Source organism: Rhizobium sp. Leaf371, from assembly GCF_001424045.1.
GTDB lineage: Bacteria > Pseudomonadota > Alphaproteobacteria > Rhizobiales > Rhizobiaceae > Ferranicluibacter.
The window spans coordinates 114,009-137,729 of sequence record NZ_LMQB01000026.1; the positions used below are offsets into that span (position 1 = coordinate 114,009).

The 23,721-nt window shown below is 65.8% G+C and carries 25 protein-coding genes; 10 read left to right on the forward strand and 15 right to left on the reverse strand.

Going from position 1 to position 23,721, the window contains the following annotated elements; translation table 11 throughout:
• Positions 1-11: 11 nt before the first annotated feature.
• The 3 genes from leuC to ASG39_RS17810 all read right to left on the reverse strand — a co-directional run bounded on the left by leuC (position 12) and on the right by ASG39_RS17810 (position 3,532).
• Positions 12-1,421, reverse strand: coding sequence for a 3-isopropylmalate dehydratase large subunit (gene leuC, locus ASG39_RS17800; protein ID WP_062596316.1), 1,410 nt, complete (start codon positions 1,419-1,421; stop codon positions 12-14).
• A gap of 375 nt (positions 1,422-1,796) precedes the next feature.
• Positions 1,797-2,588: an amino acid ABC transporter permease gene (locus ASG39_RS17805; protein ID WP_244481266.1), complete on the reverse strand. Its 792-nt coding sequence runs from the start codon at positions 2,586-2,588 to the stop codon at positions 1,797-1,799.
• 146 nt (positions 2,589-2,734) lie between these two features.
• Entirely contained in the window at positions 2,735-3,532 is a 798-nt protein-coding gene (locus ASG39_RS17810; RefSeq protein ID WP_062596317.1) for a transporter substrate-binding domain-containing protein, read from the reverse strand.
• Between the two features lie 307 nt (positions 3,533-3,839).
• Here ASG39_RS17810 and ASG39_RS17815 point away from each other — a divergent pair, with 307 nt between their 5' ends.
• A complete protein-coding gene (locus ASG39_RS17815; RefSeq protein ID WP_062596318.1) occupies positions 3,840-4,349 on the forward strand; it encodes a nuclear transport factor 2 family protein in 510 nt (169 codons plus the stop codon).
• Positions 4,350-4,431: 82 nt separating this feature from the next.
• On the opposite strand, the gene rplS is transcribed toward ASG39_RS17815, so the two are convergent.
• Positions 4,432-4,995: a 50S ribosomal protein L19 gene (rplS, locus tag ASG39_RS17820; protein ID WP_062596319.1), complete on the reverse strand. Its 564-nt coding sequence runs from the start codon at positions 4,993-4,995 to the stop codon at positions 4,432-4,434.
• A gap of 171 nt (positions 4,996-5,166) precedes the next feature.
• Complete coding sequence (locus tag ASG39_RS17825; protein WP_062596320.1) at positions 5,167-5,706, reverse strand: GNAT family N-acetyltransferase; 540 nt, start codon at positions 5,704-5,706, stop codon at positions 5,167-5,169.
• 66 nt (positions 5,707-5,772) lie between these two features.
• On the opposite strand from ASG39_RS17825, the gene ASG39_RS17830 reads away from it, so the two are divergent.
• Complete coding sequence (locus ASG39_RS17830) at positions 5,773-6,519, forward strand: sulfite exporter TauE/SafE family protein (protein ID WP_062596321.1); 747 nt, start codon at positions 5,773-5,775, stop codon at positions 6,517-6,519.
• On the opposite strand, the gene trmD is transcribed toward ASG39_RS17830, so the two are convergent.
• From trmD to ffh, 5 genes are all read right to left on the reverse strand, one after another.
• Positions 6,501-7,220, reverse strand: a complete 720-nt coding sequence (trmD, locus tag ASG39_RS17835) for a tRNA (guanosine(37)-N1)-methyltransferase TrmD (protein ID WP_062596409.1) — start codon at positions 7,218-7,220, stop codon at positions 6,501-6,503. The genes ASG39_RS17830 and trmD overlap by 19 nt on opposite strands.
• Before the next feature lie 8 nt (positions 7,221-7,228).
• Entirely contained in the window at positions 7,229-7,795 is a 567-nt protein-coding gene (gene rimM / locus ASG39_RS17840; protein ID WP_062596322.1) for a ribosome maturation factor RimM, read from the reverse strand.
• A gap of 113 nt (positions 7,796-7,908) precedes the next feature.
• Positions 7,909-8,271 (reverse strand): 30S ribosomal protein S16, encoded by a 363-nt coding sequence (gene rpsP / locus ASG39_RS17845; RefSeq protein WP_062596323.1) that lies wholly within the window; start codon positions 8,269-8,271, stop codon positions 7,909-7,911.
• Positions 8,272-8,332: 61 nt separating this feature from the next.
• Positions 8,333-8,638, reverse strand: coding sequence for a chorismate mutase (locus tag ASG39_RS17850; protein WP_062596324.1), 306 nt, complete (start codon positions 8,636-8,638; stop codon positions 8,333-8,335).
• 7 nt (positions 8,639-8,645) lie between these two features.
• Positions 8,646-10,211, reverse strand: coding sequence for a signal recognition particle protein (gene ffh, locus ASG39_RS17855; RefSeq protein ID WP_062596410.1), 1,566 nt, complete (start codon positions 10,209-10,211; stop codon positions 8,646-8,648).
• 369 nt (positions 10,212-10,580) lie between these two features.
• On the opposite strand from ffh, the gene ASG39_RS17860 reads away from it, so the two are divergent.
• From ASG39_RS17860 to ASG39_RS17890, 7 genes are all read left to right on the forward strand, one after another.
• The gene (locus tag ASG39_RS17860) at positions 10,581-11,681 is read left to right on the forward strand and encodes an MBL fold metallo-hydrolase (RefSeq protein WP_062596325.1); all 1,101 of its coding nucleotides are present in this window, start codon (positions 10,581-10,583) and stop codon (positions 11,679-11,681) included.
• Positions 11,678-12,634 carry an agmatinase gene (speB, locus tag ASG39_RS17865; RefSeq protein ID WP_062596326.1) on the forward strand — a complete coding sequence of 319 codons (957 nt, stop codon included), beginning with the start codon at positions 11,678-11,680 and terminating at the stop codon, positions 12,632-12,634. Before ASG39_RS17860 ends, speB begins: the two co-directional genes overlap by 4 nt.
• A 95-nt stretch (positions 12,635-12,729) precedes the next feature.
• Positions 12,730-13,689, forward strand: coding sequence for a diaminopimelate epimerase (gene dapF / locus ASG39_RS17870; RefSeq protein ID WP_062596327.1), 960 nt, complete (start codon positions 12,730-12,732; stop codon positions 13,687-13,689).
• Positions 13,686-14,960: a tRNA (N(6)-L-threonylcarbamoyladenosine(37)-C(2))-methylthiotransferase MtaB gene (gene mtaB / locus ASG39_RS17875; protein WP_062596328.1), complete on the forward strand. Its 1,275-nt coding sequence runs from the start codon at positions 13,686-13,688 to the stop codon at positions 14,958-14,960. Before dapF ends, mtaB begins: the two co-directional genes overlap by 4 nt.
• A 32-nt stretch (positions 14,961-14,992) precedes the next feature.
• Complete coding sequence (gene ftsY / locus ASG39_RS17880) at positions 14,993-16,405, forward strand: signal recognition particle-docking protein FtsY (protein WP_062596329.1); 1,413 nt, start codon at positions 14,993-14,995, stop codon at positions 16,403-16,405.
• An 80-nt stretch (positions 16,406-16,485) separates the two neighbouring features.
• Positions 16,486-17,169, forward strand: coding sequence for a septation protein A (locus tag ASG39_RS17885; protein WP_062596330.1), 684 nt, complete (start codon positions 16,486-16,488; stop codon positions 17,167-17,169).
• Positions 17,166-17,759, forward strand: coding sequence for a DUF2585 domain-containing protein (locus ASG39_RS17890; RefSeq protein ID WP_062596331.1), 594 nt, complete (start codon positions 17,166-17,168; stop codon positions 17,757-17,759). The genes ASG39_RS17885 and ASG39_RS17890 overlap by 4 nt, the downstream gene beginning before the upstream one ends.
• A gap of 3 nt (positions 17,760-17,762) precedes the next feature.
• Here the strand turns inward: ASG39_RS17890 and ASG39_RS17895 are convergent, their stop codons facing one another.
• The 5 genes from ASG39_RS17895 to ccmA all read right to left on the reverse strand — a co-directional run bounded on the left by ASG39_RS17895 (position 17,763) and on the right by ccmA (position 20,708).
• Positions 17,763-18,359: a DsbE family thiol:disulfide interchange protein gene (locus ASG39_RS17895; protein WP_062596332.1), complete on the reverse strand. Its 597-nt coding sequence runs from the start codon at positions 18,357-18,359 to the stop codon at positions 17,763-17,765.
• On the reverse strand, positions 18,356-18,523 hold the full coding sequence (gene ccmD, locus ASG39_RS23465; protein WP_082477342.1) for a heme exporter protein CcmD: 168 nt from the start codon (positions 18,521-18,523) through the stop codon (positions 18,356-18,358). Before ccmD ends, ASG39_RS17895 begins: the two co-directional genes overlap by 4 nt.
• The gene (locus tag ASG39_RS17900) at positions 18,520-19,278 is read right to left on the reverse strand and encodes a heme ABC transporter permease (protein ID WP_062596333.1); all 759 of its coding nucleotides are present in this window, start codon (positions 19,276-19,278) and stop codon (positions 18,520-18,522) included. Before ASG39_RS17900 ends, ccmD begins: the two co-directional genes overlap by 4 nt.
• A gap of 70 nt (positions 19,279-19,348) precedes the next feature.
• A complete protein-coding gene (ccmB, locus tag ASG39_RS17905) occupies positions 19,349-20,008 on the reverse strand; it encodes a heme exporter protein CcmB (protein ID WP_062596334.1) in 660 nt (219 codons plus the stop codon).
• 49 nt (positions 20,009-20,057) lie between these two features.
• Positions 20,058-20,708: a heme ABC exporter ATP-binding protein CcmA gene (gene ccmA / locus ASG39_RS17910; RefSeq protein ID WP_062596335.1), complete on the reverse strand. Its 651-nt coding sequence runs from the start codon at positions 20,706-20,708 to the stop codon at positions 20,058-20,060.
• 261 nt (positions 20,709-20,969) lie between these two features.
• Between ccmA and acnA the strand changes: the two genes are divergently transcribed.
• Positions 20,970-23,660: an aconitate hydratase AcnA gene (gene acnA, locus ASG39_RS17915; RefSeq protein WP_062596336.1), complete on the forward strand. Its 2,691-nt coding sequence runs from the start codon at positions 20,970-20,972 to the stop codon at positions 23,658-23,660.
• Positions 23,661-23,721: the final 61 nt, after the last annotated feature.

Below are 23,721 nucleotides of genomic sequence, written 5' to 3' on the forward strand. Positions count from 1 at the left end.
CCCGTTCTGGTCTACTGCCAAGTGCGGATATCGACGAAATGACCTTCAACGGCCGCCGCTGCCGCCATGGCCGGGGAGACCAGATGGGTGCGGCCCTTGAATCCCTGGCGGCCTTCGAAGTTGCGGTTGGAGGTCGAGGCGCAACGCTCGCCCGGTTTCAGCCGGTCGTCGTTCATGGCCAGGCACATGGAGCAGCCCGGCTCGCGCCAGTCGAAGCCGGCCGCCTTGAAGATGACGTCGAGGCCTTCGGCTTCCGCCTGTTCCTTGACGAGGCCCGAACCGGGCACGATCATCGCGGACACGGTCGGCGCCACTGTCTTGCCCTCGACGACCTTGGCGACTTCGCGCAGGTCCTCGATGCGGCCATTCGTGCAGGAGCCGATGAACACGCGATCGACCGCGATGTCGGTGATCTTCGTGCCCGGCTTCAGGCCCATATAGTCGAGCGCCCGCCACTTGGAGGCACGCTTGTTTTCGTCCTGAATCTCGTCCGGATTGGGAACGACGCCCTGAACCGAAATGACGTCTTCCGGAGAGGAGCCCCAGGAGACGATCGGCGGCAGTTCCGCAGCGTCCAGCACCACGACACGATCGAAATGCGCGCCTTCCTCGGTGTTCAAGGTCTTCCAGTAGGCGATCGCCTGCTCCAGCGCTTCGCCCTGCGGCGCACGCGGCTTGCCCTTGATATAGTCGAACGTCTTCTCGTCCGGCGCGATGAGGCCGGCGCGGGCGCCGCCTTCGATCGTCATGTTGCAGATGGTCATGCGGCCTTCCATCGACAGCGCGCGAATGGCTTCGCCCGCAAATTCGATGACGTGCCCCGTGCCGCCGGCCGTGCCGATCTCGCCGATGATCGCGAGAATGATGTCCTTCGCCGTCACGCCTTCGGGCAACTGCCCGTCGACGCGCACCAGCATGTTCTTGGCCTTCTTCTGGATCAGCGTCTGCGTGGCGAGCACATGCTCGACCTCCGACGTGCCGATGCCGTGGGCCAGCGCACCGAAAGCGCCATGCGTGGAGGTGTGGCTATCGCCGCAGACGATCGTCATGCCCGGCAGGGTGAAACCCTGTTCCGGCCCGACGATGTGCACGATGCCCTGGCGCTTGTCGGAGGCCGAATAATATTCGACGCCGAAATCGGCTGCGTTCTGGGCCAGCGCTTCCACCTGGATGCGGCTTTCCTCGTTCTTGATGCCGAGATGGCGATCCGGCGAGGTGGGAACGTTGTGATCGACGACGGCGAGCGTCTTCTGCGGCGCGCGCACCTGCCGGTTGGTCAGGCGCAGGCCTTCGAACGCCTGCGGGCTCGTCACTTCATGAACGAGGTGGCGGTCGATATAGAGAAGACAGGTGCCGTCCTCCTGCTGATCGACGACGTGGTCGTCCCAGATCTTGTCATAGAGGGTCCGTGGTGCGCTCATGGCGTGTCATCCATTGGAAAGAAGAAGTTGGAGAATCCGGCGCGGCGGCCGGTCGGATCAGGCTTCAAAAGCCGGAGCAAAAAGCCCCTGAAGGATCTATCGAAGTCGGCTGTTGAGCGCCCCGGAAACACGCGCGTAAAAGCGTGCCGGCAGGCGCTTGTGATCCTGCAGCACGACGACATTCTGCGCGCGACATCCGAACTTGGATTCCATGACCGGCGAAATAGCAGTTTTCAAGCCCGACTGCAAGGTTCCAGCGCTTTCGCCCAAAGCCGCCAGCCCGCCTTGTCGGCATCGTCAGCGAGAGGATCGATAGGCGCAATCGCGGTCTCCGCGGCCGTCATGCACGCCGTCACCGGCACGGTGGCGACCCTCTTATCCGCGATGGCCGCGCCGCAGCCGCTTCTCCAGACCCCGCAGCGCCAGCGACAGGCCGATGGTGAGGAGAAGATAGATATAGGCGACGATGGAATAGGTCTCGAAGAACCGGAACGAGCCGGAGGCATAGACCTTGCCCATCTGGGTAATGTCCTGCACGCCCAGCACCGAGACGAGCGAGCTGTCCTTGATCATCGCGACGAAATCATTGCCGAGTGGCGGCAGGATGGTGCGGATCGCCTGCGGAAACACGACCAGCCGGAACCGCTGGAACCGATTGAGCCCCAGCGCCTCCGCCGCCTCCACTTGCCCCCGATCGACCGACTGGATGCCGGCGCGAAAGACCTCGGCGATGAAGGCGGAATAGCCGATGGTGAGCGCGATGATCGCCCGCCACATCAGGGACAGGTCGCGCACCAGCACCGGCTCCATCGCTCCGGCCGAAATCAGCGGGGTGAGAACCAGATTGATCAGCCAGACCAGCGCCGGCGTGCCGACGAAGGCGATGTAGAAGAGCAGCACGAGAACGGGAATGCCGCGGATCACCTCGGTGTAGAACCGGGCGACCTGCCGCAGAACCTGCCGGCGCGACAGCGCCATCAGCGCCACGCCCAGCCCGACGAGGGTGGCCAGCACGAAGCCGACGATCGTCACGAAGATCGTGACGCCGATGCCGGCGGCAACGACCGTGAAGACGCGGGAATAGAGATCGTTGACGGCAATGAGCACGGCAAGGCCAACGGCGATCGTGGCCAGCGCGATCAGCCACCAGGGAAATTCCCGCGAGATCGCGCCCCTGCCGGACGTCGGGCGGAGGCTCGGGCCGGATATTTCGCTTGAGCCCAATATTTGGCTCGAGGAGACGTGCGGCGACGGATCGGATGGGCGAGGCGGCATGGGTTGCATGAGGGGCTGCGTATCCGGTCAGCCGTCTCTCACTCGCCCATCTTGAAATCGACGAACCACTTGCGGTTCAGCGTGTCCAGCGTCCCGTCGGCCTTCAGCGCCGCGATGGCGGCGTTGACGGGCGCCACGAGCTTGGAGCCCTTGGGGAAGATGAAGCCGAAATCCTCGGTGCCGAGCGGACCGCCGATCAGCTTCAGCCCGCCATCCGACGTCTCCACATAGCCCTTGCCGGCGGTGCCGTCGGTCAGCACGACATCGACGTCGCCGGTCTTCAACGCCTGCACCGTCGCACCGAAGGTCTCGAACAGTTTGACGCGCGCGTTCTGTTCGTTGCCGTCGAGCACCTCGTAGATGGCCGTATAGAACGGCGTCGTGCCCGGCTGGGCGCCGACCAGACCCTTGGAGAACGCGGCGAAGGACTTGCCGTCCGTGAAGCGGCTCTCGTCGCCGCGCACCAGCATGAACTGCTCGGAACGCATATAGGGATCGGAGAAATCCACCTTCTCCTTGCGGTCTTCCTTGATGGTGATCCCGGTCATGCCCATGTCGTACTGGCCGTCGGACACGGACTGGATCATCGCGTCCCAGCTCGTATTGCGATAGGTCACCTTGGCGTTCAACCGCTTGGCGATCTCGGCCACCGCGTCATATTCCCAGCCGGCGGCCACGCCCGTCTTCGGGTCGATGAACTGCAGCGGCGGATAGGCATTTTCCGTCACCACGACGATCTCGCGCCCGCCGAGATCTGGAAGATCGGCCGCGACGGCATGAAGGGGCGAAAGGGCGAGAAGGGTCAGACCGGCGAGAACGTGGCGGCGGAAGAACATGAGGCGGGCTCCTGGCGTGTGCCATACGAGACTGTCACGAAACTTCCCGGCAGGGCAAGAGGCGAGCGGGCGGCAAGGACATTTCGACCGCAGCGCCGGTGCCGGTGCGCGGGATGGACCGATCGCCGTTCCCGCTCACGGAAGAAAACCGTTGCCGTGCCGGCGAGCGGCGACCGCTCATGGTTCTCTTTTCCGCCCTATCGGCGAAAAACCTGCCTCCTTCCTCATCCTTCGGCTTGTCCTTACAAATTTTTCGACAGGGACCACGACGCTCACCCGATGAAACGGTCTTCTCCAAGGAACGCTCATGAAACACCGACTTGCCCCCGCCCTTCTCGCAGCCTGCCTCTCGTTCGGATCGCTCCTCACGGCCGCCCCGTCCCAGGCGCAGGAGGCCGTGGTGGCGGCGCCGGATGCCGAAGCGCTGTTCACCAGCCCCGATCCGCAGCTGAACGCCAACAAACAGGTGGTCCTCGGCATTATCCGGGATCTGCTCGAAGCCAATCACTGGGACAAGGCCGACCAGTATCTGACCGAGCGCTATCTCCAGCACAATCCCAACGCCGCATCGGGCCGCGACGGCGTGGTCGCCTATTTCACGCAGGTGCTGAAGCGCACGCCTTCGCCGATCCCGGAAAAGATCAAGGCGCCGGTCGCCTTCGTCACGGCCGAGGGCGACCTCGTCACCGTCGGCTTCGTCCGCGAGATGAAGGACGAGAAGGATCCGTCGAAGAGCTACACCACCACATGGTTTGACACATGGCGCATCAAGGACGGCAAGGCGGACGAGCACTGGGATCCCGCCACCAGGGACTGAGCGCCGCCGCGCGACCCTCTCCAGACGAAAAAAAGCCGCCGGATCGCTCCGACGGCTTTTTTCATGGGACGATCCGAAGATCTTATTCTGCGGACTTCGCGTCTTCGGCAGCCTTTGCAGCGGCGGCGTCTTCAGCGGCCTTGGCAGCGGCGGCTTCAGCGGCTGCGGCATCTGCTGCTGCCTTTTCGGCGGCGAGAGCCTGGGCTGCTGCAACCTTTTCAGCTTCCAGACGCGCCTTCTCTTCGGCAGCCGACTGGCGAGCCGTGTCGTTCAGCTTGCGGGCGCGCGTGCCGGTGTTCTCGACGATACGCGCCGACTTGCCGCGACGATCGCGCAGGTAATAGAGCTTGGCACGACGGACCTTGCCGCGGCGAACGATTTCGACGCTTTCGACCATCGGCGAATAGACCGGGAACACGCGCTCGACGCCTTCGCCGTAGGAGATCTTGCGAACGGTGAAGCTTTCGTTGATGCCGCCACCCGAACGGGCGATGCAGACGCCTTCATAGGCCTGCACGCGGGTACGGGTACCTTCCGTCACGCGCACGTTGACGCGGAGCGTGTCGCCTGCGGAAAATTCCGGGAGGGTACGCTTGGCTTCGATCTTGGCGGCCTGTTCGGCTTCCAGCTGCTGGATGATATTCATCGGTTTAACCTTGCTTTCTTCTCAAACAGTCAGAGCGCCAGGGTGTCCTTCGGCAAAGCCTCCGGGCAGGGCTCTTCCGGTGAAGAGCGACGGCGGGTACACCATTCTTTGTTGACGGCCACGGGCAGGAACCCGAGCCGGTGCGGCCTATACACCGGGATCGTCGATTTGTCACCCCTCTTCGCATGCGATTCTGCGCTCCCCGTCCGGGCTTTCGAAGCGCAGGATGCGCCTCTCGCCCGCCGAAATCGTCTCCACATTGGGAAAGCGCTCGGTGACGCGGCGCCAGAACGACCAGGCTGCGGCGTTGAATTGCGACACGCCGAGCTCCCAGACGCCCGGATGCAGCGCGAGGATGCGGTTCGCGGCGCGATGACCGAGGCCCGTTCTGCGGACATCGGGAAGCACGCAGAACTCCGCCATCGCATGATCCACCGGCAAGCCCGAGCAGGCGTGGCGGTTGACCAGCGCGAAACCGGCAGGCGTCCACGCCCCCGCATCGACGACGTCGATCATGTAGGCCGAGCGGTCGGCATCCTCGAAGTACAGGTCGAAATAGCGATAGGCGGTATCGACGGGGCTGAAGGCGGACAGCTCTTGCAGATAGTCGTCAAGCAGTGCGCGCAGGCGCTGCCTGTCCTGCGTCGCGACGTGTCGGAGACGCCAAGGGTCGTTCGGCCACGGCATGTCGGCAAATCTCCGGATCGACATCTGTCCTTGCGTTTGAGCACATGCCCTATAACACAAAAAACACGCCCCTTCTTCGATGAGTCGCTGATGCCGATCACAACCGCCGTTCTCCTGTTCCTCGCCGGATTCCTGTCGAGCGCCGTCAATGCGGTGGCCGGTGGCGGCACGTTTCTCACCTTCGGGGCGATGACGCTGGCGGGCCTGCCGCCGATCGTCGCCAATGCGACCTCCTCCATCGTGCAGTTTCCCGGCTACATCACAGCCGCCCTCGCCTATCGCCGCGAGCTTCTGGCCGACCGGCGGTTGGCGGTCATGCTGGGGCTTCTCTCGGCGGTCGGCGGCCTTATCGGCGCCGGCATTCTGCTGATGCTGTCCAATCCGTCGTTCCGAGCGCTGGTACCCTGGCTGCTCCTGGGCGCGACGGCGATCTTTGCGGCCGGGCCGCTGCTGCGTCCGAAATCCCGCGAGGCGGGCGCGCCGCTCGGCGTGCTCGGCCTCCTCGGACAATTCGCGACCTCTGTCTATGGCGGCTTCTTCGGGGCCGGCATGGGCATCATGATGCTCGCCGTGCTGGGACTGACGGCCGGCGGCGGTTACCACCGGATCAACGCGCTGAAGAACCTGCTCGCCCTCGTCATCGCCGCCATCGCGGTCGCGGTCTTCACCGTCGGCGGCGTCGTCTCCTGGCTGGAGGCGGCGGTGATGATCCCCGGCGGGGCGCTCGGCGGCTATAGCGGCGTCTGGCTTGCCCGCCGCATCCCGCAGGCCATCATCCGCGCCTTCGTCGTCGCGGTCGGCCTGCTGCTTGCCTTCTACTATTTCGTCACGGGCTGAAGCGGAGAAGATTGTGACAGGAGATCGGGCCGGCGCTCCCGCGTCAGCCGCTCGGCCTCCGCCCGCCGCCAACGTTCGATCGCGCCGTGATTGCCGGAGGTCAGCACGGCGGGGATTTCCCGTCCCTCGAAGACCTGCGGCCGCGTGTAGTGCGGATGCTCCAGCAACCCGCCCTCGAAACTTTCGTGCACGCCCGAGAGCGCATTGCCCATGACGCCCGGCAGGATCCGCACCACGGCATCGAGCAGCGTCAGCGCCGCGGGCTCGCCGCCGGAGAGGATGTAATCGCCGATCGAGACCTCCTCGAGCGCGCGCGCATCGATGACCCGCTGGTCTACGCCCTCGAATCGTCCGCAGACGATGACGGCGCCCGGCCCGGACGCGATCTCCCGAACCCGCGCTTGGCTCAGCGGCCGGCCGCGCGGGCTCATCAGGAGCCGCGGGCGCAGGCCGCCGGGATCATCCTCGGCCGACACCCGGTCGATCGCGCGTCCAAGAATATCCGCCCGCAGCACCATGCCCGCGCCGCCGCCCGCCGGAGTGTCGTCCACCGTGCGATGCCGGTCCTCGGCAAAGTCCCGGATCTGCACGGCGTCCAGCGACCATTGCCCGCGCTCCAGCGCGCGCCCGGCCAGGGAATGGCCGAGATGTCCCGGAAACATCTCCGGATAGAGCGTCAGAATGGTGGCCCGGAACGCCATGGCGGCGCTCATTCTCCCGACGCGTTCGGGTCGAACGGACCGGACGGATCGTCCTTGTCATCCACGAGGCCGGCCGCCACGGGATCGACCAGCATCGTACCGCCTTCGAGATCGATTTCGAGCACGGAAAATTCGGAAAAGGGAATGAGCACCGGCCGCCGGCCGGGGCCCTTCAGTTCGAGGAGATCGCCGGCACCGAAATCGAACACGCCGGTCACGACGCCATAGCTCTTGCCCTCGGCGTCCTTCGCCTCGAGCCCCTCGAGATCGGCATAGAAAAATTCATCCTCGTCGAGATCGTCGTCCGGCAGGTTTTCCCGCTCGATGAACAGTTCCAGCCCGTTCAGCGCCTCTGCCGCCGTCCGGTCGTTGATGCCGCGGAAGCGGACCACGACGACGTTCTTGTTCTCGCGCACCTCCAGCACCTCGAAGACGCGCCCGTCCTCGCTGTGCAGATGGCCATAGTCGCCCAGCGCCGTCGGCTCCTCGGCAAAGCTCTTCACGCGGACTTCGCCGCGCAAGCCTTGCGCGCCGCCGATCGTGCCCATCAGGACAGGGTTTTTCAGCTTGCTCATCGATGAACCGTTCTTGAAAGTGCGTTCCGGGATGTCTGTCGGTCGCGCGACCCCATAAACGAAAACGGGCGGCATGAAAATGCCGCCCGGTCCCGAAGATGCGATAGGTCCGATTACTCGGCGGCAGCGGCAGCGGCGTCTTCGGCCTTCTGCTTGGCTTCGGCGGCGCGTTCGGTCGCCTTCTTGCCGGGCTTGCCCTTGGTCGGGTTGCTGCGGGCTTCGCGCGTGACGATGCCGGCTTCGCTGAGGAAGCGCAGCACGCGGTCGGTCGGCAGGGCGCCGTGGTCGAGCCAATGCTGGATGCGCTCGTTGTTCAGTTCGACGCGCTTGGCATCGTCCTTGGCAAGCATCGGGTTCCAGGAACCGACCTTTTCGAGGAAGCGGCCGTCGCGGGGCGAACGGGCGTCGGCGATGACGACCTGGTAGAACGGACGCTTCTTGGAACCGCCGCGGGCGAGACGAATTTTCAGTGCCATGTCAATAACTCCTTGAATGTTGGCGTGCCGCGGATGCGGCCTGAGGGGTATGGAGAGACCGTCAATCCTTCAGATCGGCGGCGATGTCTTCGTGATGCCGGATGACTTCCTTGATGATGAAGTTCAGGAACTTCTCGGCGAAATCCGGGTCCAGGTGAGCGTCCTTTGCCAGGCGGCGCAGGCGTTCGATCTGGTATTCCTCGCGCGCCGGGTCGGCCGGCGGCAAATCGTGGAGGGCCTTGAGAACGCCCACGGCCTTCGTGCAGCGGAACCGCTCGGCCAGCATATGCACCAGCGCCGCATCGATATTGTCGATCGACTGGCGATATCCGGACAGCTCGTGCGCGAGAGAAGGGTCGATGCTCATGGAGACCTCACTTCTTCTTCGGCAGGCCGGGCAGGCCTGGGAAACCGCCGCCGAGACCGGGCAGCTTGCCACCGCCAAGGCCCGGAAGTCCCCCCATGCCACCCCCCATGCCCTTGCCGAGGCCGGCCGCTTCCGCCTGCTTCTGCAGCGCTTCCAGTTGCTTGGGATCGAGGCTCGACAGGTCGGGCATGCCGCCCATACCGCCACCCATGCCGCCCAGACCCATCTTGCCGGCAAGGCCGCCCATCATCTGCTTCATCATGCCGCCGCCCTTCTTGCCGCCCATGGCCTTCATCATGTCGGCCATCTGGCGGTGCATTTTGAGCAGCTTGTTGATGTCGGAAGCATCCGTGCCAGAGCCGGCCGCGATGCGCTTCTTGCGGGAATGCTTGAGAAGGTCCGGATTGGCGCGCTCGGCCTTGGTCATGGACGAGATGATCGCCATCTGGCGCTTGAACATGCGGTCGTCGAGACCGGCTGCCGCCATCTTGTCCTTCATGCCGGACATGCCGGGCATCATGCCCATGATGCCGCCCATGCCGCCCATCTTCTGCATCTGCGACAGCTGGTCGGCGAGATCGTTGAGGTCGAACTTGCCCGACTTCATCTTGGCGGCCATCGCCGCCGCCTTCTCGGCATCGATGTTCTCGGCAGCCTTCTCGACCAGCGAAACGATGTCGCCCATACCGAGGATGCGGTCGGCGACGCGGCGCGGATGGAACTCGTCGAGCTCCGACATCTTCTCGCCGACGCCGATCAGCTTGATCGGCTTGCCGGTGACGGCACGCATGGACAGTGCCGCGCCGCCGCGGCCGTCGCCGTCCATGCGGGTCAGCACGAGGCCGGTGATGCCGACGCGTTCGTCGAAGTTGCGGGCGAGATTGACGGCGTCCTGACCGGTCAGCGCGTCGGCGACCAGCAGGATCTCATGCGGGTTCGAGCGCCGCTTGATCTCGGCCATCTCGATCATCAGCGGCTCGTCGATATGCGTGCGGCCGGCGGTGTCGAGGATGACGACGTCATGGCCACCGAGCTTGGCAGCCTGCACGGCGCGCGCGGCGATATCGGTCGGCGACTGCCCGGCGATGACCGGCAGCGTGTCGATGCCCGCCTGAACCCCGAGCTGGCGCAGCTGCTCCTGGGCGGCCGGCCGGCGCGTGTCGAGCGAGGCCATAAGGACCTTCTTCTTGTCGCGCGTGTGCAGCCGGTGGGCGATCTTGCCCGAGGTCGTGGTCTTGCCCGAGCCCTGAAGGCCGACCATCATGATGACGACGGGGGCGGGCGCATTGAGGTCGATGGAAACGCCGGTGGCGCCCAGCATCTCGACCAGCTCGTCATGGACGATCTTGACGACCATCTGCCCGGGCTTGATCGATTTCAGCACGTTCGCGCCAACGGCCTTTTCGCGCACGCGGTCGGTGAACGACCGCACGACTTCCAGCGCCACGTCGGCTTCCAGCAGCGCACGGCGAACCTCGCGCAGGGCCGCCGAAACATCGGCTTCCGACAGCGCACCGCGTCCCGTCAATCCGTTGAGGATCGAACCAAGGCGGTCCTGGAGGCTTTCAAACATCGGCTCTTCCTTTTCGTCTGCGAGCATGTGCCGCAAACGTGGGTTCCGGGTCGTTTTGAAACAAGACGCAAAGCCGAACGGCACCCGAGGGCGCATCGCGCTGTCGGGTGTTGACCTCCGGGAACGTTTATACCTTAAAAGGGTCCCGGTCGGCGGCTCGGAGTCGTGTCTCGTCGCAGATGGAGCGCGGTAAACAGCAAACCGCCCGGAAAGTCAAGGCTCAGCGCCATCCCACGGTCTGCGGCGCGCCCATCGGGGCTGCGATGCCGACGCTTTCCGATGGCGCCGGCACGAAAAAGCCGCCATCATCCGCCGCGTCAAGCGCCGCTTACATCGGAACGGTGAGACGGCTCTTTCACGGAGACAGGCATGAAACGCCGTACATTCTTCAAATGGTCGCTGGCCGGCGCCCTGGTCGCCGTGTCCGGCGGGATCACGGCAAGGAGCAGCATGGCCGCCAACCGCTACTACAAAGGCCCTGTCAGCGATCATTTCGACGGCACGCGGTTCTTCAACCCGGGCGGCGTCGAGCCGAACGGCTTTGGCGACCTGCTGCGCTGGCGGTTCAACGGGCAAAAGGCGACCTGGCCGGAGACGCCCGATCCCCGCGCGACCGTGGTGAAGCCGGACGCGGCGGTCAACGGGCAGGCCCTGCGCGTCACCATGGTCGGCCACGCCTCCATGCTGATCCAGGTGGCCGGTCTCAACATTCTGACCGATCCCGTCTGGTCGGAGCGCGCAAGCCCCGTCTCCTTCGCCGGCCCGCGCCGCGTCTCGCCGCCCGGCATCCGCCTCGAGGACCTGCCCCGCATCGATGTCGTGCTGATCAGCCACAACCATTACGACCATCTGGACCAGCCGACGATCGCGAGCCTCGAGGAAGCGCACAAGCCGACCTTCGTGACGCCGCTCGGCAACGACGTCTTCATCCGCAAGGTGGCGCCCGACGCGCGCATCGCGCTGATGGACTGGGGCGATGCGCTCGATGTCGCGGAGGGCGTCAAGATCCATTGCGAGCCGGCGCATCACTGGTCGGCGCGGGGGCTGGGAGACCGGCGAAAGGCGCTCTGGGCGGCCTTCGTCCTCTCGACGCCGGCGGGTCGGATCTACCATGTCGGCGACACGGGCTTCCATGACGGCATCAACTATCGGGCAGCGGGCGAGAAATACGGCAGCTTCCGCCTCGCCATCCTGCCGATCGGCGCCTACGAGCCGCGCTGGTTCATGAAAGGGCAGCACCAGAACCCCGACGAAGCCATTCAAGGCATGCGCCTTGCGAACGCCGCCTCTGTCGTCGGCCATCACTTCGCGACCATCCAGCTGACCGACGAGGCGATGGACGCGCCGGAAAAGGCGCTGGTCGCAGCGCTTCAGAAACACGATATCGACCCCGCCCGCGTCCGCCCGCTTCACGCCGGCGAAGTGTTCGACGTGCCCCAGGACGTATCCGCGCAAAGGACCCCCGCATGACCACCCCCTTTCACCAGCCGGTGGACGCCGCCGAAGTCCCGCGCTTTGCCGGCCACTCCACCTTCATGCGGCTGCCCGCCGTTGCCGACGCCACCGGCCTCGACATCGCGCTCGTCGGCATTCCCTGGGATGGCGGCACCACCAACCGGGCCGGCGCCCGCCATGGGCCGCGCGAGGTGCGCAACCAGTCGAGCCTGATGCGGCGCGTCCACCACGTCACGCTGACCGAGCCGTTCAGCCTCGCCAATGTCGCCGATGTCGGCGATCTCAGCGTCAATCCGATCGATCTTCTCGACGGGTTGAAGCGGATCGAGACCGGGATGCGCGCCATCGTGGACGCAGGTGCCATTCCGCTGTCCGTCGGCGGCGATCACCTGACGACGCTGCCGGTGATGCGCGCCGTGGCGGCCGGCGGCCCGGTCGGCATGATCCATTTCGACGCCCATTCCGACACCAACGACACGTATTTCGGCGGCAATCCCTATACCCACGGCACGCCCTTCCGCCGCGCGATCGAGGAAGGCCTGCTCGATCCCAAACGCACGGTGCAGATCGGCATTCGCGGCTCGATCTACGCGACCGACGAGCACGACTGGGCGCGCGCGCAGGGCATCCGCGTCATCTATATGGAGGAATGCACCCGGCGCGGCATCGCCGACGTCATGGCGGAGGCCCGCGGCATCGCCGGGGACGGGCGGACCTATGTGAGCTTCGACATCGACTGCATCGACCCGTCCATGGCGCCGGGAACCGGAACGCCCGAGATCGGCGGCTTTACCACGCGCGAGGCGCAGGCGCTGGTGCGGGAACTCGCGGGCGTGCGGATCGTCGGGGCCGACGTCGTGGAGGTCGCCCCGCCTTTCGATGTCGCCGGCATGACGGCGCTGGCCGGCGCGACCATCCTGTTCGAGCTGCTCTGCGTGATCGCCGAGGGTGTCGCCGCGCGCCGCTGACGGCAATCCTGCGCCGATCCCGCCCTCTGGTAATCGCGGCTGTTTTCCGCCATATACGCCCTCTCGCAAGGCCTTTGCGCAAGGTATGGACAGGCATGGACACGACGGTCGAATTCGCAAGGATGAACGGGCTTGGCAATGCCATCCTGGTCGTGGACATGCGCGGCCGGAGCGATGCCGTGACCCCGGCCGCCGCCATCGCGCTCAATGCCGACCCGCAGACCCGCTTCGACCAGATCATGGCGATCCATGACCCGAAGGCCGCGGGAACCGACGCCTGGATCGACATTCTGAACTGCGACGGCACCAAGGCGCAGGCCTGCGGCAACGGCACGCGCTGCGTGGTGCAGGCGCTGGCGGCGGAAACCGGCCGCAAGACCTTCGCCTTCCACACGGTCGCCGGCGTCCTCAATGCCGAGGAACATGCCGACGGCACGATTTCCGTCGATATGGGCAAGCCGGTGTTCGACTGGAACCGCATTCCCCTCGCCGAAGACTTCCACGACACGAGCCGCATCGAGCTGCAGATCGGCCCGATCGACGATCCCGTGCTGCATTCGCCCTCCGTCATGTCGATGGGCAATCCGCATGCGATCTTCTGGGTGGATCGCGACGTCATGTCCTACGATCTCGCGCGCTTCGGTCCGCTGCTCGAAAACCACCCGATGTTTCCCGAGCGCGCCAATATCACGCTTGCGGAGGTGACATCGCAGGGCGCCATGACGACCCGCACATGGGAACGCGGCGCCGGGCTGACGCTCGCCTGCGGCTCTGCCGCCTGCGCCGCCGCCGTCAGCGGCGCCCGCACGGGGCGCACCGGCCGCAAGGTGGCGGTGACCGTCGCCAGCGCCGTTCCCAAGGGCGTGCTGACCATCGACTGGCGCGAGCGCGACGATCATGTCGTCATGACGGGCCCTGCCGCCTGGGAATGGTCCGGCCGCGTCGATCCGCTGACGGGCGCCTTCACACGGGATCCGGAACCCGTCAATGCGGAGGCACAAGCGACAGGGGCTCAGGCGATAGGGGCGCTGGCGATAGGGGCACAGGCAGAGTGAGCGGCGTCGAGATCATCACCTTCGGCTGCCGCCTCAACACCTATGAATCCGAAGTAATGCGCGGGGCGGCCGAAAAGGCCGGCCTGAACAATGCCGTACTGGTCAACACCTGCGCGGTCACCGGCGAGGCCGTGCGCCAGGCGCGCAAGGCGATCCGCCGCGCACGGCGCGCGCATCCGGACGCCCGCATCATCGTCACCGGCTGTGCCGCCCAGACCGAGGCCGGCACCTTCGCCGCCATGCCCGAGGTGGACGCCGTTCTCGGCAATGCGGAAAAGCTGGTCAGCAGCGCCTATCGCGCCTTGCCGGATTTCGGCGTTGCCGGCGAGGAGAAGCTGCGCGTCAACGACATCATGAGCGTGCGCGAAACCGCGCCGCAGATGGTGCGGATGATCGAGGGCCATGTGCGCGCCTTCGTGCAGGTGCAGAACGGCTGCGACCATCGCTGCACCTTCTGTATCATCCCCTATGGCCGCGGCAATTCCCGCTCGGTGCCGATGGGCGCGGTGGTCGATCAGGCCCGCATGCTGGTGGAGAACGGCTACCGTGAGATCGTGCTGACCGGTGTCGATGCCACCAGCTATGGCGGCGACCTGCCCGGCACGCCGACGCTCGGCCTGCTCGCCAGGACGCTCCTGAAGCAGGTGCCGGAGCTTGCCCGCCTGCGCCTCTCCTCCATCGACAGCATCGAGGCCGACCGGCACCTGATCGACCTCATCGCCGACGAGCCGCGCTTCATGCCGCATCTGCATCTCTCGCTGCAGCATGGCGACGACATGATCCTCAAGCGGATGAAGCGGCGGCATTCGCGCGCCGACGCGCTCGCCTTCATCACCGAGGCCCGTCGCCTGCGCCCCGGCATCGCCTTCGGCGCCGATATGATCGCCGGCTTTCCGACCGAGACGGAAGAGATGTTCGCCCAGGCGGGGACGCTGGCGCAGGAAGCCGACATCGCCAGCCTGCACGTCTTCCCCTACAGCCCGCGCGAAGGCACGCCCGCCGCCCGCATGCCGCAGCACGATCCTCTCCTCATCCGGGAGCGCGCCGCGCGCCTGCGCGCGATCGGCGAGGACCTCGCGCGCCGTCATCTGGCCTCCATGGTCGGCACCGCGCAGACCGTGCTGGTGGAGAGCAACGGCGCCGGCCATACGGAAAATTTCACCCGCGTCGCGACACCGGGGCTTGAGCCCCGCTCGCTGGTCGCGACGACGATCACGGGCCACGATGGCAAGAACCTCTCCATCGCCACCGCCGAAAGACAGGCCGCGTGATATGAGCGGCCCTACAGGTTTCAGGATATAAGATGGCGTTCGACTTCCTCAAAAGGGTCTTCACATTCGACCAGGTGCCGCCGGAAACACCGGCCGCCCCGCCCGCGGACGCGCGTGCGCCGGATGCCGCCCCGACCGTGGAAAGCGCACCCCAGATCCCGACCCCCGCGGCAGAAGATGCCAAGGCGTTCGAACCGTCCGATGCCATCGCCGACGCCGCCCTGCCCGTGGCCGACGATCCTGTTCTCGCCGAGGAGATCGCCACGGCCGGAGGCCCTGCCGCCGATGACGATGCTTCTGAAGACGACGCGGACGAAAACGACGAGCCACTGCTCCCGCTTCCGGCTGCCGAAGAGATCGGCGATCTCGGCATCGTCCCCCTGTCGCTGCTCGAAGCGGAGGCAGCGCTTGCTCCCGGCGAAAGCCCGACCGCCGATCTTGACCGACAGCGCGACCTCTCCGCCTTGCCCGCAGGCTTTGCCACGGGCCCGGCGCCTGAACCGGAAGCCGCCCCCGAGACGGAGCGCCTGACCTGGTTCCAGCGCCTGCGCGCCGGCCTGTCGCGCACCTCCTCGCAGCTCACCGGACAGATCACCGCGCTCTTCACCAAGCGAAAGCTGGACGACGCGACGCTCGAAGAGCTGGAAGACCTCCTGATCCAGGCCGACCTCGGCGTCGAGACCGCGTTGCGCATCACCGACACGCTCGCCTCCGAGCGCTACGGCCGCGATGTGTCCGGCGCGGATGTCTCGCGCATCATGGCCAACGAGATCACCAAGGTCCTCGCCCCCGTCGCCAAGCCGCTGCAGCTCGACCTCAACCATCGTCCCCATGTCATCCTCGTCGTCGGCGTCAACGGCACCGGCAAGACGACGACCATCGGCAAGCTTGCGGCAAAGCTCTCCGGCGCGGGCCTGAAGGTGATGCTCGCCGCCGGCGATACCTTCCGCGCCGCCGCCATCGAGCAGCTGAAGATCTGGGCCGACCGCACGAACAGCCACATCGTCTCCTCCAAGCTCGGCGCGGACGCAGCCGGCCTGGCCTATGAAGCCTTCGAGGAGGCGCGCCGGCAGAAGAGCGACGTGCTGATCATCGACACCGCCGGCCGTCTGCAAAACCGCACGGAGCTGATGGCCGAGCTTGAAAAGATCGTCCGCGTGCTCGGCAAGCTCGATCCCGACGCGCCGCACACCGTGCTGCAGACGCTGGACGCGACCACCGGGCAGAATGCGCTCAATCAGGTGGAGATCTTCCGCAACGTCGCCGGCGTCAACGGCCTGATCATGACCAAGCTGGACGGAACCGCACGCGGCGGCATCCTCGTCGCCATCTCCGCCAAGCACAAGCTGCCGGTCTATTTCATCGGCGTCGGCGAGGGCATCGACGATCTCGAACCGTTCGAGGCGCAGGAGTTCGCCGAGGCGATCGCCGGGATCGCGGAATAGACGCGCTTCTCCGCCGAAATTCCGCCGCCGTCTGCGGCCACATCACACGCACCTCACCCGAAGACCACAAGGCAGAGACGATGAAGACCGAACGGCCCGTAGACACCGACGTCACGCCGACACCGGCCGAGCGACACCATCCGGGCCTCAAGCTCGCGCTGGAACTCGGCCCCCTCCTGGTCTTCTTCTTTGCCAATCTGCGCGGACCCTGGCTTGCCGAGACCTTTCCGGTCCTGACCGAGCTTGGCGGACCGCTGTTCATCGCTACCGGCCTCTTCATGGCGGCAACGGTGATCTCGCTGGTCGTCTCCAAGATCGTGCTCGGCCATCTCCCGGTCATGCCCTTCGTCTCGGGCATCGTCGTCGTGGTGTTCGGCTCGCTGTCGATCTGGCTGCAGAACGACACCTTCATCAAGATGAAGCCGACCATCGTCAACACGCTGTTCGGCGCGGTGCTTCTGGGCGGCCTGTTCTTCGGCAAGTCGCTGCTCGGCCACGTCTTCAACGCCGCCTTTCAGCTGGACGCGGCCGGCTGGCGCAAGCTGACGCTGCGCTGGGGCATCTTCTTCCTGTTCCTGGCCGTCCTCAACGAGGTGGTCTGGCGCGGTGCCGCGGTCTGGTATGCGCCGGATGCGCAGGCCGCCGACGATTTCTGGGTGGCGTTCAAGGTCTGGGGCACCATGCCGATCACCATCCTCTTCACCATGGCGCAGATGCCGCTGATCCTGCGCCATTCCGTCGAAACCGCATCCGACAAGCCATGACCTCCGTTCCCCCGGTCGAGGCCCTGCCCAAAAGTCGCACCCTTCTCTGGATCGGCGCCGGCCTTGCCGTGCTCGCGCTTCAGGTGGCCGTGGAGCTTTTCATGGGGCGGACGCCGATCTGCACCTGCGGATTCGTCAAGCTGTTCGAACCCGTGGTCAACAGTCCCGGAAATTCCCAGCACCTTGCCGACTGGTACACGCCCTCCCACATCATTCACGGCTTCCTGTTCTATGCGCTGACCCGCTGGCTGTCTCCGGGAAAGCCGTTCACGGCCCGGCTGTTCGTCGCGACCGTCATCGAGGCGGGCTGGGAGCTGCTCGAAAACTCGCCCATCATCATCGAGCGCTATCGCTCCGCGACCGTCTCGCTGAACTATGTCGGCGACAGCGTGCTGAACTCGGCCATGGACACCGTCTTCATGGGGCTCGGCTTTCTCGCCGCCGCCCGCCTGCCCGTCGCCGTCACGATCGTCCTCGCCATCGTCTTCGAACTTTTCACCGGCTGGCTGATCCGCGACAACCTGACGCTCAACGTGCTGATGCTCGTCTGGCCGCTGGACGCGGTCAAGGCCTGGCAGGGCGCGCTCTGACGCTTACGAGCCGCCCGCAGCCTTCTCGATGGCAGGCATCAGGCCTTCGCTGAGGCTGCGATCGTCGAAGGGGCCGACGCGCTTGTAGAGGATCGTGCCGTCCGGGCCGACGAGGTAGGATTCCGGAATGCCATAGACGCCCCAGTCGATCGCGGCCCGACCACGCGGATCGACGCCGACGGCGGAGAAGGGATTGCCGAGCTCACCGAGGAAACGCAGCGCGTTGTCCGTCTGGTCCTTGTAGTTGATGCCGACGACCCGCAGGCGCGGGTCCTTCGCCAGAGCCAGCATGATCGGATTTTCCGCGCGGCAAGGCACGCACCACGACGCCCAGACATTGACGAGCGTCAGCCTGCCCTTGACCGCCGCATCGGTCAGCGCCGGCATGGGGACGTCCTTCAACGTCGCGCCTTCCAGAGGCGGAAGCGCCAGCGACGGCGCTTTCGTGCCGATCAGCGCGGACGGAATCTCGCTGATATCGCGACCGGAATCGAGCTGGCTCCAGAACATGGCGGCCAGACAGGCAAAGATGGTGAGCGGCAGGAGCGCAAGCGCGATCCGCCCCTTCGCCGTGCCGCGGCGCTCCGGCAGCGCGCTCACGGCGCACCTCCGCCGGCCGAGCGGCGGCGGATGCCGGCATCCTCCAGCGCCTTCAATTCGCGCCGCCGTGCACGCGCGTCGAGGACGACCCAGCCGATGAGACCGGCGCTGATGATCAGTGCCGCGCCATAGCTGGCAGCGACATAGGCCAGATGCGCGCTCATGCGGACGCCGCCCCGCGTGCCGCCTGCCGGCGCATGGCCGCGATCCGCCGCCGCCAGATTTCCGTGCGCATGGCCGCCAGATGCAGCGTGAAGAACAGGCAGGTGAAAGCGAGCGCCATGACGAGCAGCGGTCGCAGGAATTCCGGATCGATCGCCGAACCGCCGAGACGCAGCACGCTGGCCGGCTGGTGCAGCGTGTTCCACCAGTCGACCGAGAACTTGATGATCGGAATGTTGACGAAACCGACCAGGATGAGCACGGCCGAGACCTTCGCCGCCCGACCGGCATCGTCCATGGCGCGGTTGAGCGCGATCAGGCCGAGATACATCAGGAACAGGATGAAGACGGAGGTCAGCCGCGCGTCCCACACCCACCAGGTCCCCCACATCGGCTTGCCCCAGAGCGAGCCGGTGATGAGGGCCAGCGCCGTGAAGCCCGCGCCGATCGGAGCTGCGCATTTCGCCGCGACGTCGGCCAGCGGGTGGCGCCAGACGAGCGTGCCGAGGGCGGACGCCGCCATCACCGAATAGCCCATCATCGACAACCAGGCGGCGGGTACATGGATATACATGATCCGCACCGTCTCGCCCTGCTGATAGTCGGCCGCGGTGGTGAAACAGAGCGTCAACCCGACGGCAAAGAGCACGGCCGTCAGGCCCGCAAGCCAGGGCAGCAGCCGCCCGGCCAGTGCGACGAAGCGCGTCGGATTGGCAAGATCGGTAAAGCTGCGAATGGCAAGGCTTCTGTCAGACATGCGCTCTCTCTACCAAGTTCGATAGGTCTCTTCAATGAAGCTCACGGCACAGGGAATGGTCACCTTTGCGTCATTCCGAGGCGGCGCGCAGGGCGACGGCCGCCGCCGCCGGGCCGATGACGGCGAAGAACAGGGTGATGGCGATCAGGATCAGGAACGGCGGCAGGAAGGGCGCGGGGTCCTCGACGGCGGCATAGGCCGCGCTGACGCCGAAGATGAGCACGGGCACGACGAGCGGCAGCACGAGGATGGACACCAGAAGCCCGCCGCGCGGCAGGGCGACGGCAACCGCAGCGCCCATCGCGCCGATCAGCGTGATCGCCGGCGTTCCCGCAAGCAGCGTCAGCATCGTCGCGCCGATCGCCTGCGGCTCCATGTTGAGGAAGAGGCCGAGCAGCGGCGAGACGAGCACGAGCGGCAGGCCGGACGCCGTCCAATGGGCAAGGCACTTGATGAAGACGGTGAACACCAGCGGCGTCTCCTGCATCAGCATCACGTCGAGAGCTCCGTCCTCGCGCTCGGCCTGGAACAGGCGTTCGAGACCAAGCAGCGAGGCGAGCAGCGCGCCGATCCACAGCATGGCCGGCCCGACCCGCGCCAGGAGCTTCAGGTCCGGCCCGAGCCCGAAGGGCACGACCGCGACGACCGCGAGGAAGAACAGGATGCCGGTCAGCGCACCGCCGCCGGCCCGCGTCGCAAGCTTCAGATCGCGCAGGAAGAGCGCCGTCATGGCCCGCACCCCGGAACAGGCAGGACGGGTGGACAGCAGCGACCGATCCTCATGCCGGCACCGCGAAGCCGGCCATGGTCAGCATCTGCGCCCCCGGCACATCGAGCGCCTGGTGCGTGGCGGCGATGACGATGCCGCCGGTGGCCCGGTGTCCGGCGATCAGCGCCTCCACCATCCGTTCGCTCGCCGTGTCGAGGGCCGCCGTCGGTTCGTCCATGAGCCAGACCGGGCGGTGCGCGACCAGAAGCCGGGCAAGGGCCGCGCGGCGCTGCTGCCCGGCCGAGAGATAACCGAACGGCAGACCCCCGAGACCGCCGAGACCGACCGCCTCGAGGGCCTGAACCGTTTTGCCGGTCGCGTCGATGGGCTCTGCCACGTCATCGGTCGCCTGCGTGAACCGCGACCAGAACAGGAGGTTTTCCGCGACGGTCAGGTCGCGTTTCATCGCGTTTCGGTGGCCGAGATAGTGGAGTGATTCGCGCACCGGCACTGTTGGATCCGTGCCCCCCTCGATGAGGATCGTGCCGCTGTCGGCCGGATAGAGACCGGCGAGCGTTCGCAGGAAGGTGGACTTTCCGGTGCCGTTCCGACCGGTGACCAGCAGTGCGCCGCCGGCCTCCAGAAGCAGGGAAATCTCCCGGAAGATCGGGTCTTCGCCGCGGCTGGCGCCCAGCCCGTCCACACGCAGGCGAAATGGCATTCATCGTCCTTTTACGACGTTGGTCGCATTGAAAAAAATTGTCTCGAATTGAGAGCGTTCGATCTGGCACGTTTTGGCGAAATTATCTATAACCCGCCCAACACGCCAGCGGTCGGCGTGAATTTCATCCTAGCGCCGAACATGGAAGATTTTCCACGTGCGGACAGCGGAAATGACCGTACCCGCATCCCAATCTGCGCCTTCAGGCGCTCGGGCGTTCGCACGTCAGTTTATGGCGATCAGACGGAACGGGGTATCCAAGTGTCCAAGTCCCTAGACAGCTTCAATTGTCGTTCGACCCTCTCGGTCAACGGCACAGACTACGTCTATTTCAGCCTGCCCAAGGCCGAAGAGAACGGTCTCGCCGGCATCTCGCGGCTGCCTTACTCGATGAAGGTCCTGCTGGAAAACCTGCTGCGCAACGAGGACGGCCGGTCCGTCACCAAGCAGGACATCCAGAACATCGCGGCCTGGCTCAACGACAAGGGCACGGCTGAAAACGAAATCGCCTACCGCCCGGCCCGCGTGCTGATGCAGGACTTCACCGGCGTTCCCGCCGTGGTCGATCTCGCGGCCATGCGCGACGCCATGGTGGCGCTCGGCGGCGATCCGGAAAAGATCAACCCGCTGGTGCCCGTCGATCTCGTCATCGACCACTCCGTCATCGTCGACGAATTCGGCACGCCGAACGCCTTTGCCCGCAACGTCGAGCTCGAATACGAGCGCAATGGCGAGCGCTACCGCTTCCTCAAGTGGGGCCAGCAGGCGTTCAAGAACTTTCGCGTCGTTCCCCCGGGCACCGGCATCTGTCACCAGGTCAACCTCGAATATCTCGGCCAGACGGTCTGGACCAAGGAAGAGGACGGCGAAACGGTCGCCTATCCCGACACCTGCGTCGGCACGGACAGCCACACCACGATGATCAACGGCCTGGGCGTTCTCGGCTGGGGCGTCGGCGGCATCGAAGCTGAAGCGGCCATGCTCGGCCAGCCCGTCTCCATGCTCCTGCCGGAAGTCATCGGCTTCCGCCTCACCGGCAAGGTCAAGGAAGGCGTCACCGCCACCGACCTCGTGCTGACCGTCGTGCAGATGCTGCGCAAGAAGGGCGTCGTTTCCAAGTTCGTCGAATTCTTCGGCCCCGGCCTTGATTCGATGACGCTGGCCGACCGCGCCACCATCGGCAACATGGGTCCGGAATACGGCGCGACCTGCGGCTTCTTCCCGGTCGATGGCGAAACCATCAACTACCTCACCATGTCCGGCCGCAAGACGGACCGGATCGCTCTGGTCGAAGCCTATTCCAAGGCGCAGGGCATGTGGCGCAACGGCGACGGTGCGGAACTCGTCTTCACCGATACGCTCGAACTCGACCTCGGTGATGTCGTGCCGTCCATGGCCGGCCCGAAGCGCCCCGAGGGCCGCATCCCGCTCGAAGGCATCGCATCCGGCTTCGCCACGTCGCTCGAAGCCGACTACAAGAAGCCCGGCCAGCTGGAAAACCGCTACCCGGTCGAAGGCACGGACTACGACCTCGGGCATGGTGACGTGGCGATCGCCGCCATCACCTCCTGCACCAACACGTCGAACCCGTCCGTTCTCATCGCTGCCGGCCTTCTCGCCCGCAACGCCGTCGCCAAGGGCCTGAAGAGCGCGCCGTGGGTGAAGACCTCGCTGGCGCCGGGATCCCAGGTCGTCGGCGAATATCTCGAGAAGTCGGGCCTGCAGAAGGACCTCGATGCGCTCGGCTTCAACCTCGTCGGCTTCGGCTGCACGACCTGCATCGGCAATTCCGGCCCGCTGCCGGCACCGATCTCCAAGACCATCAACGACAAGGGCCTGATCACGGCCGGCGTCCTCTCGGGCAACCGCAACTTCGAAGGCCGCATTTCGCCGGACGTCCAGGCGAACTACCTCGCCTCGCCGCCGCTGGTCGTCGCCTATGCGCTCGCCGGTTCGGTCCAGAAGGACCTCACGACCGAGCCGCTCGGCATCGGTTCGGACGGACAGCCGGTGTTCCTCAAGGACATCTGGCCGACCTCGCACGAGATCCAGGAATTCATCCTGAAATACGTCACGCGCGAGCTTTACGAGAGCAAGTATGCCGACGTGTTCAAGGGCGACGTCAACTGGCAGGCCGTTCAGGTTCCCGCCGGCCAGACCTATGCCTGGGACGACGATTCGACCTACGTCCAGAACCCGCCCTACTTCGTGGGCATGGGCAAATCCGGCTCCGGCATCTCCGACATCAAGGGCGCCCGCATTCTCGGCCTCTTCGGCGACAAGATCACGACCGACCACATCTCCCCGGCCGGTTCGATCAAGGCGGCGTCGCCTGCCGGTGCCTATCTGACGGGCCACGGCGTCGGCGTTGCCGACTTCAACCAGTACGGCACGCGTCGCGGTAACCATGAAGTGATGATGCGCGGCACCTTCGCCAACATCCGCATCCGCAACCACATGCTCGGCCCGAACGGCAAGGAAGGCGGCTACACCTTCCACTATCCGTCGAAGGAAGAGATGTCGATCTACGACGCGGCCATGCAGTACAAGGAAGAGGGCGTTCCGCTCGTCATCTTCGCCGGCGGCGAATATGGCAACGGCTCGTCGCGCGACTGGGCGGCCAAGGGCACCAACCTGCTCGGCGTCAAGGCGGTCGTCGCCGAAAGCTTCGAGCGTATCCACCGGTCGAACCTCGTCGGCATGGGCGTCGTGCCCTTCGTCTTCGAGGCCGGCACGACCTGGGCTTCGCTGAACCTCAAGGGCGACGAGATCGTCACCATCGAGGGCCTGACGAATGTCCAGCCGCGCGAAAAGCGCACGGCCGTCATCACCTATGCCGACGGCACGGTGAAGGAGGTTCCGCTGATCTGCCGCATCGATACGCTGGACGAAGTCACCTACATGAACAATGGCGGCATTCTCCAGACGGTTCTGCGCGACCTCGCCGCCTGAGGCGCCCGCACCTGAAAAATCGCGAAGGCCGGAACCCCCGTTCCGGCCTTCCGCACGTCCG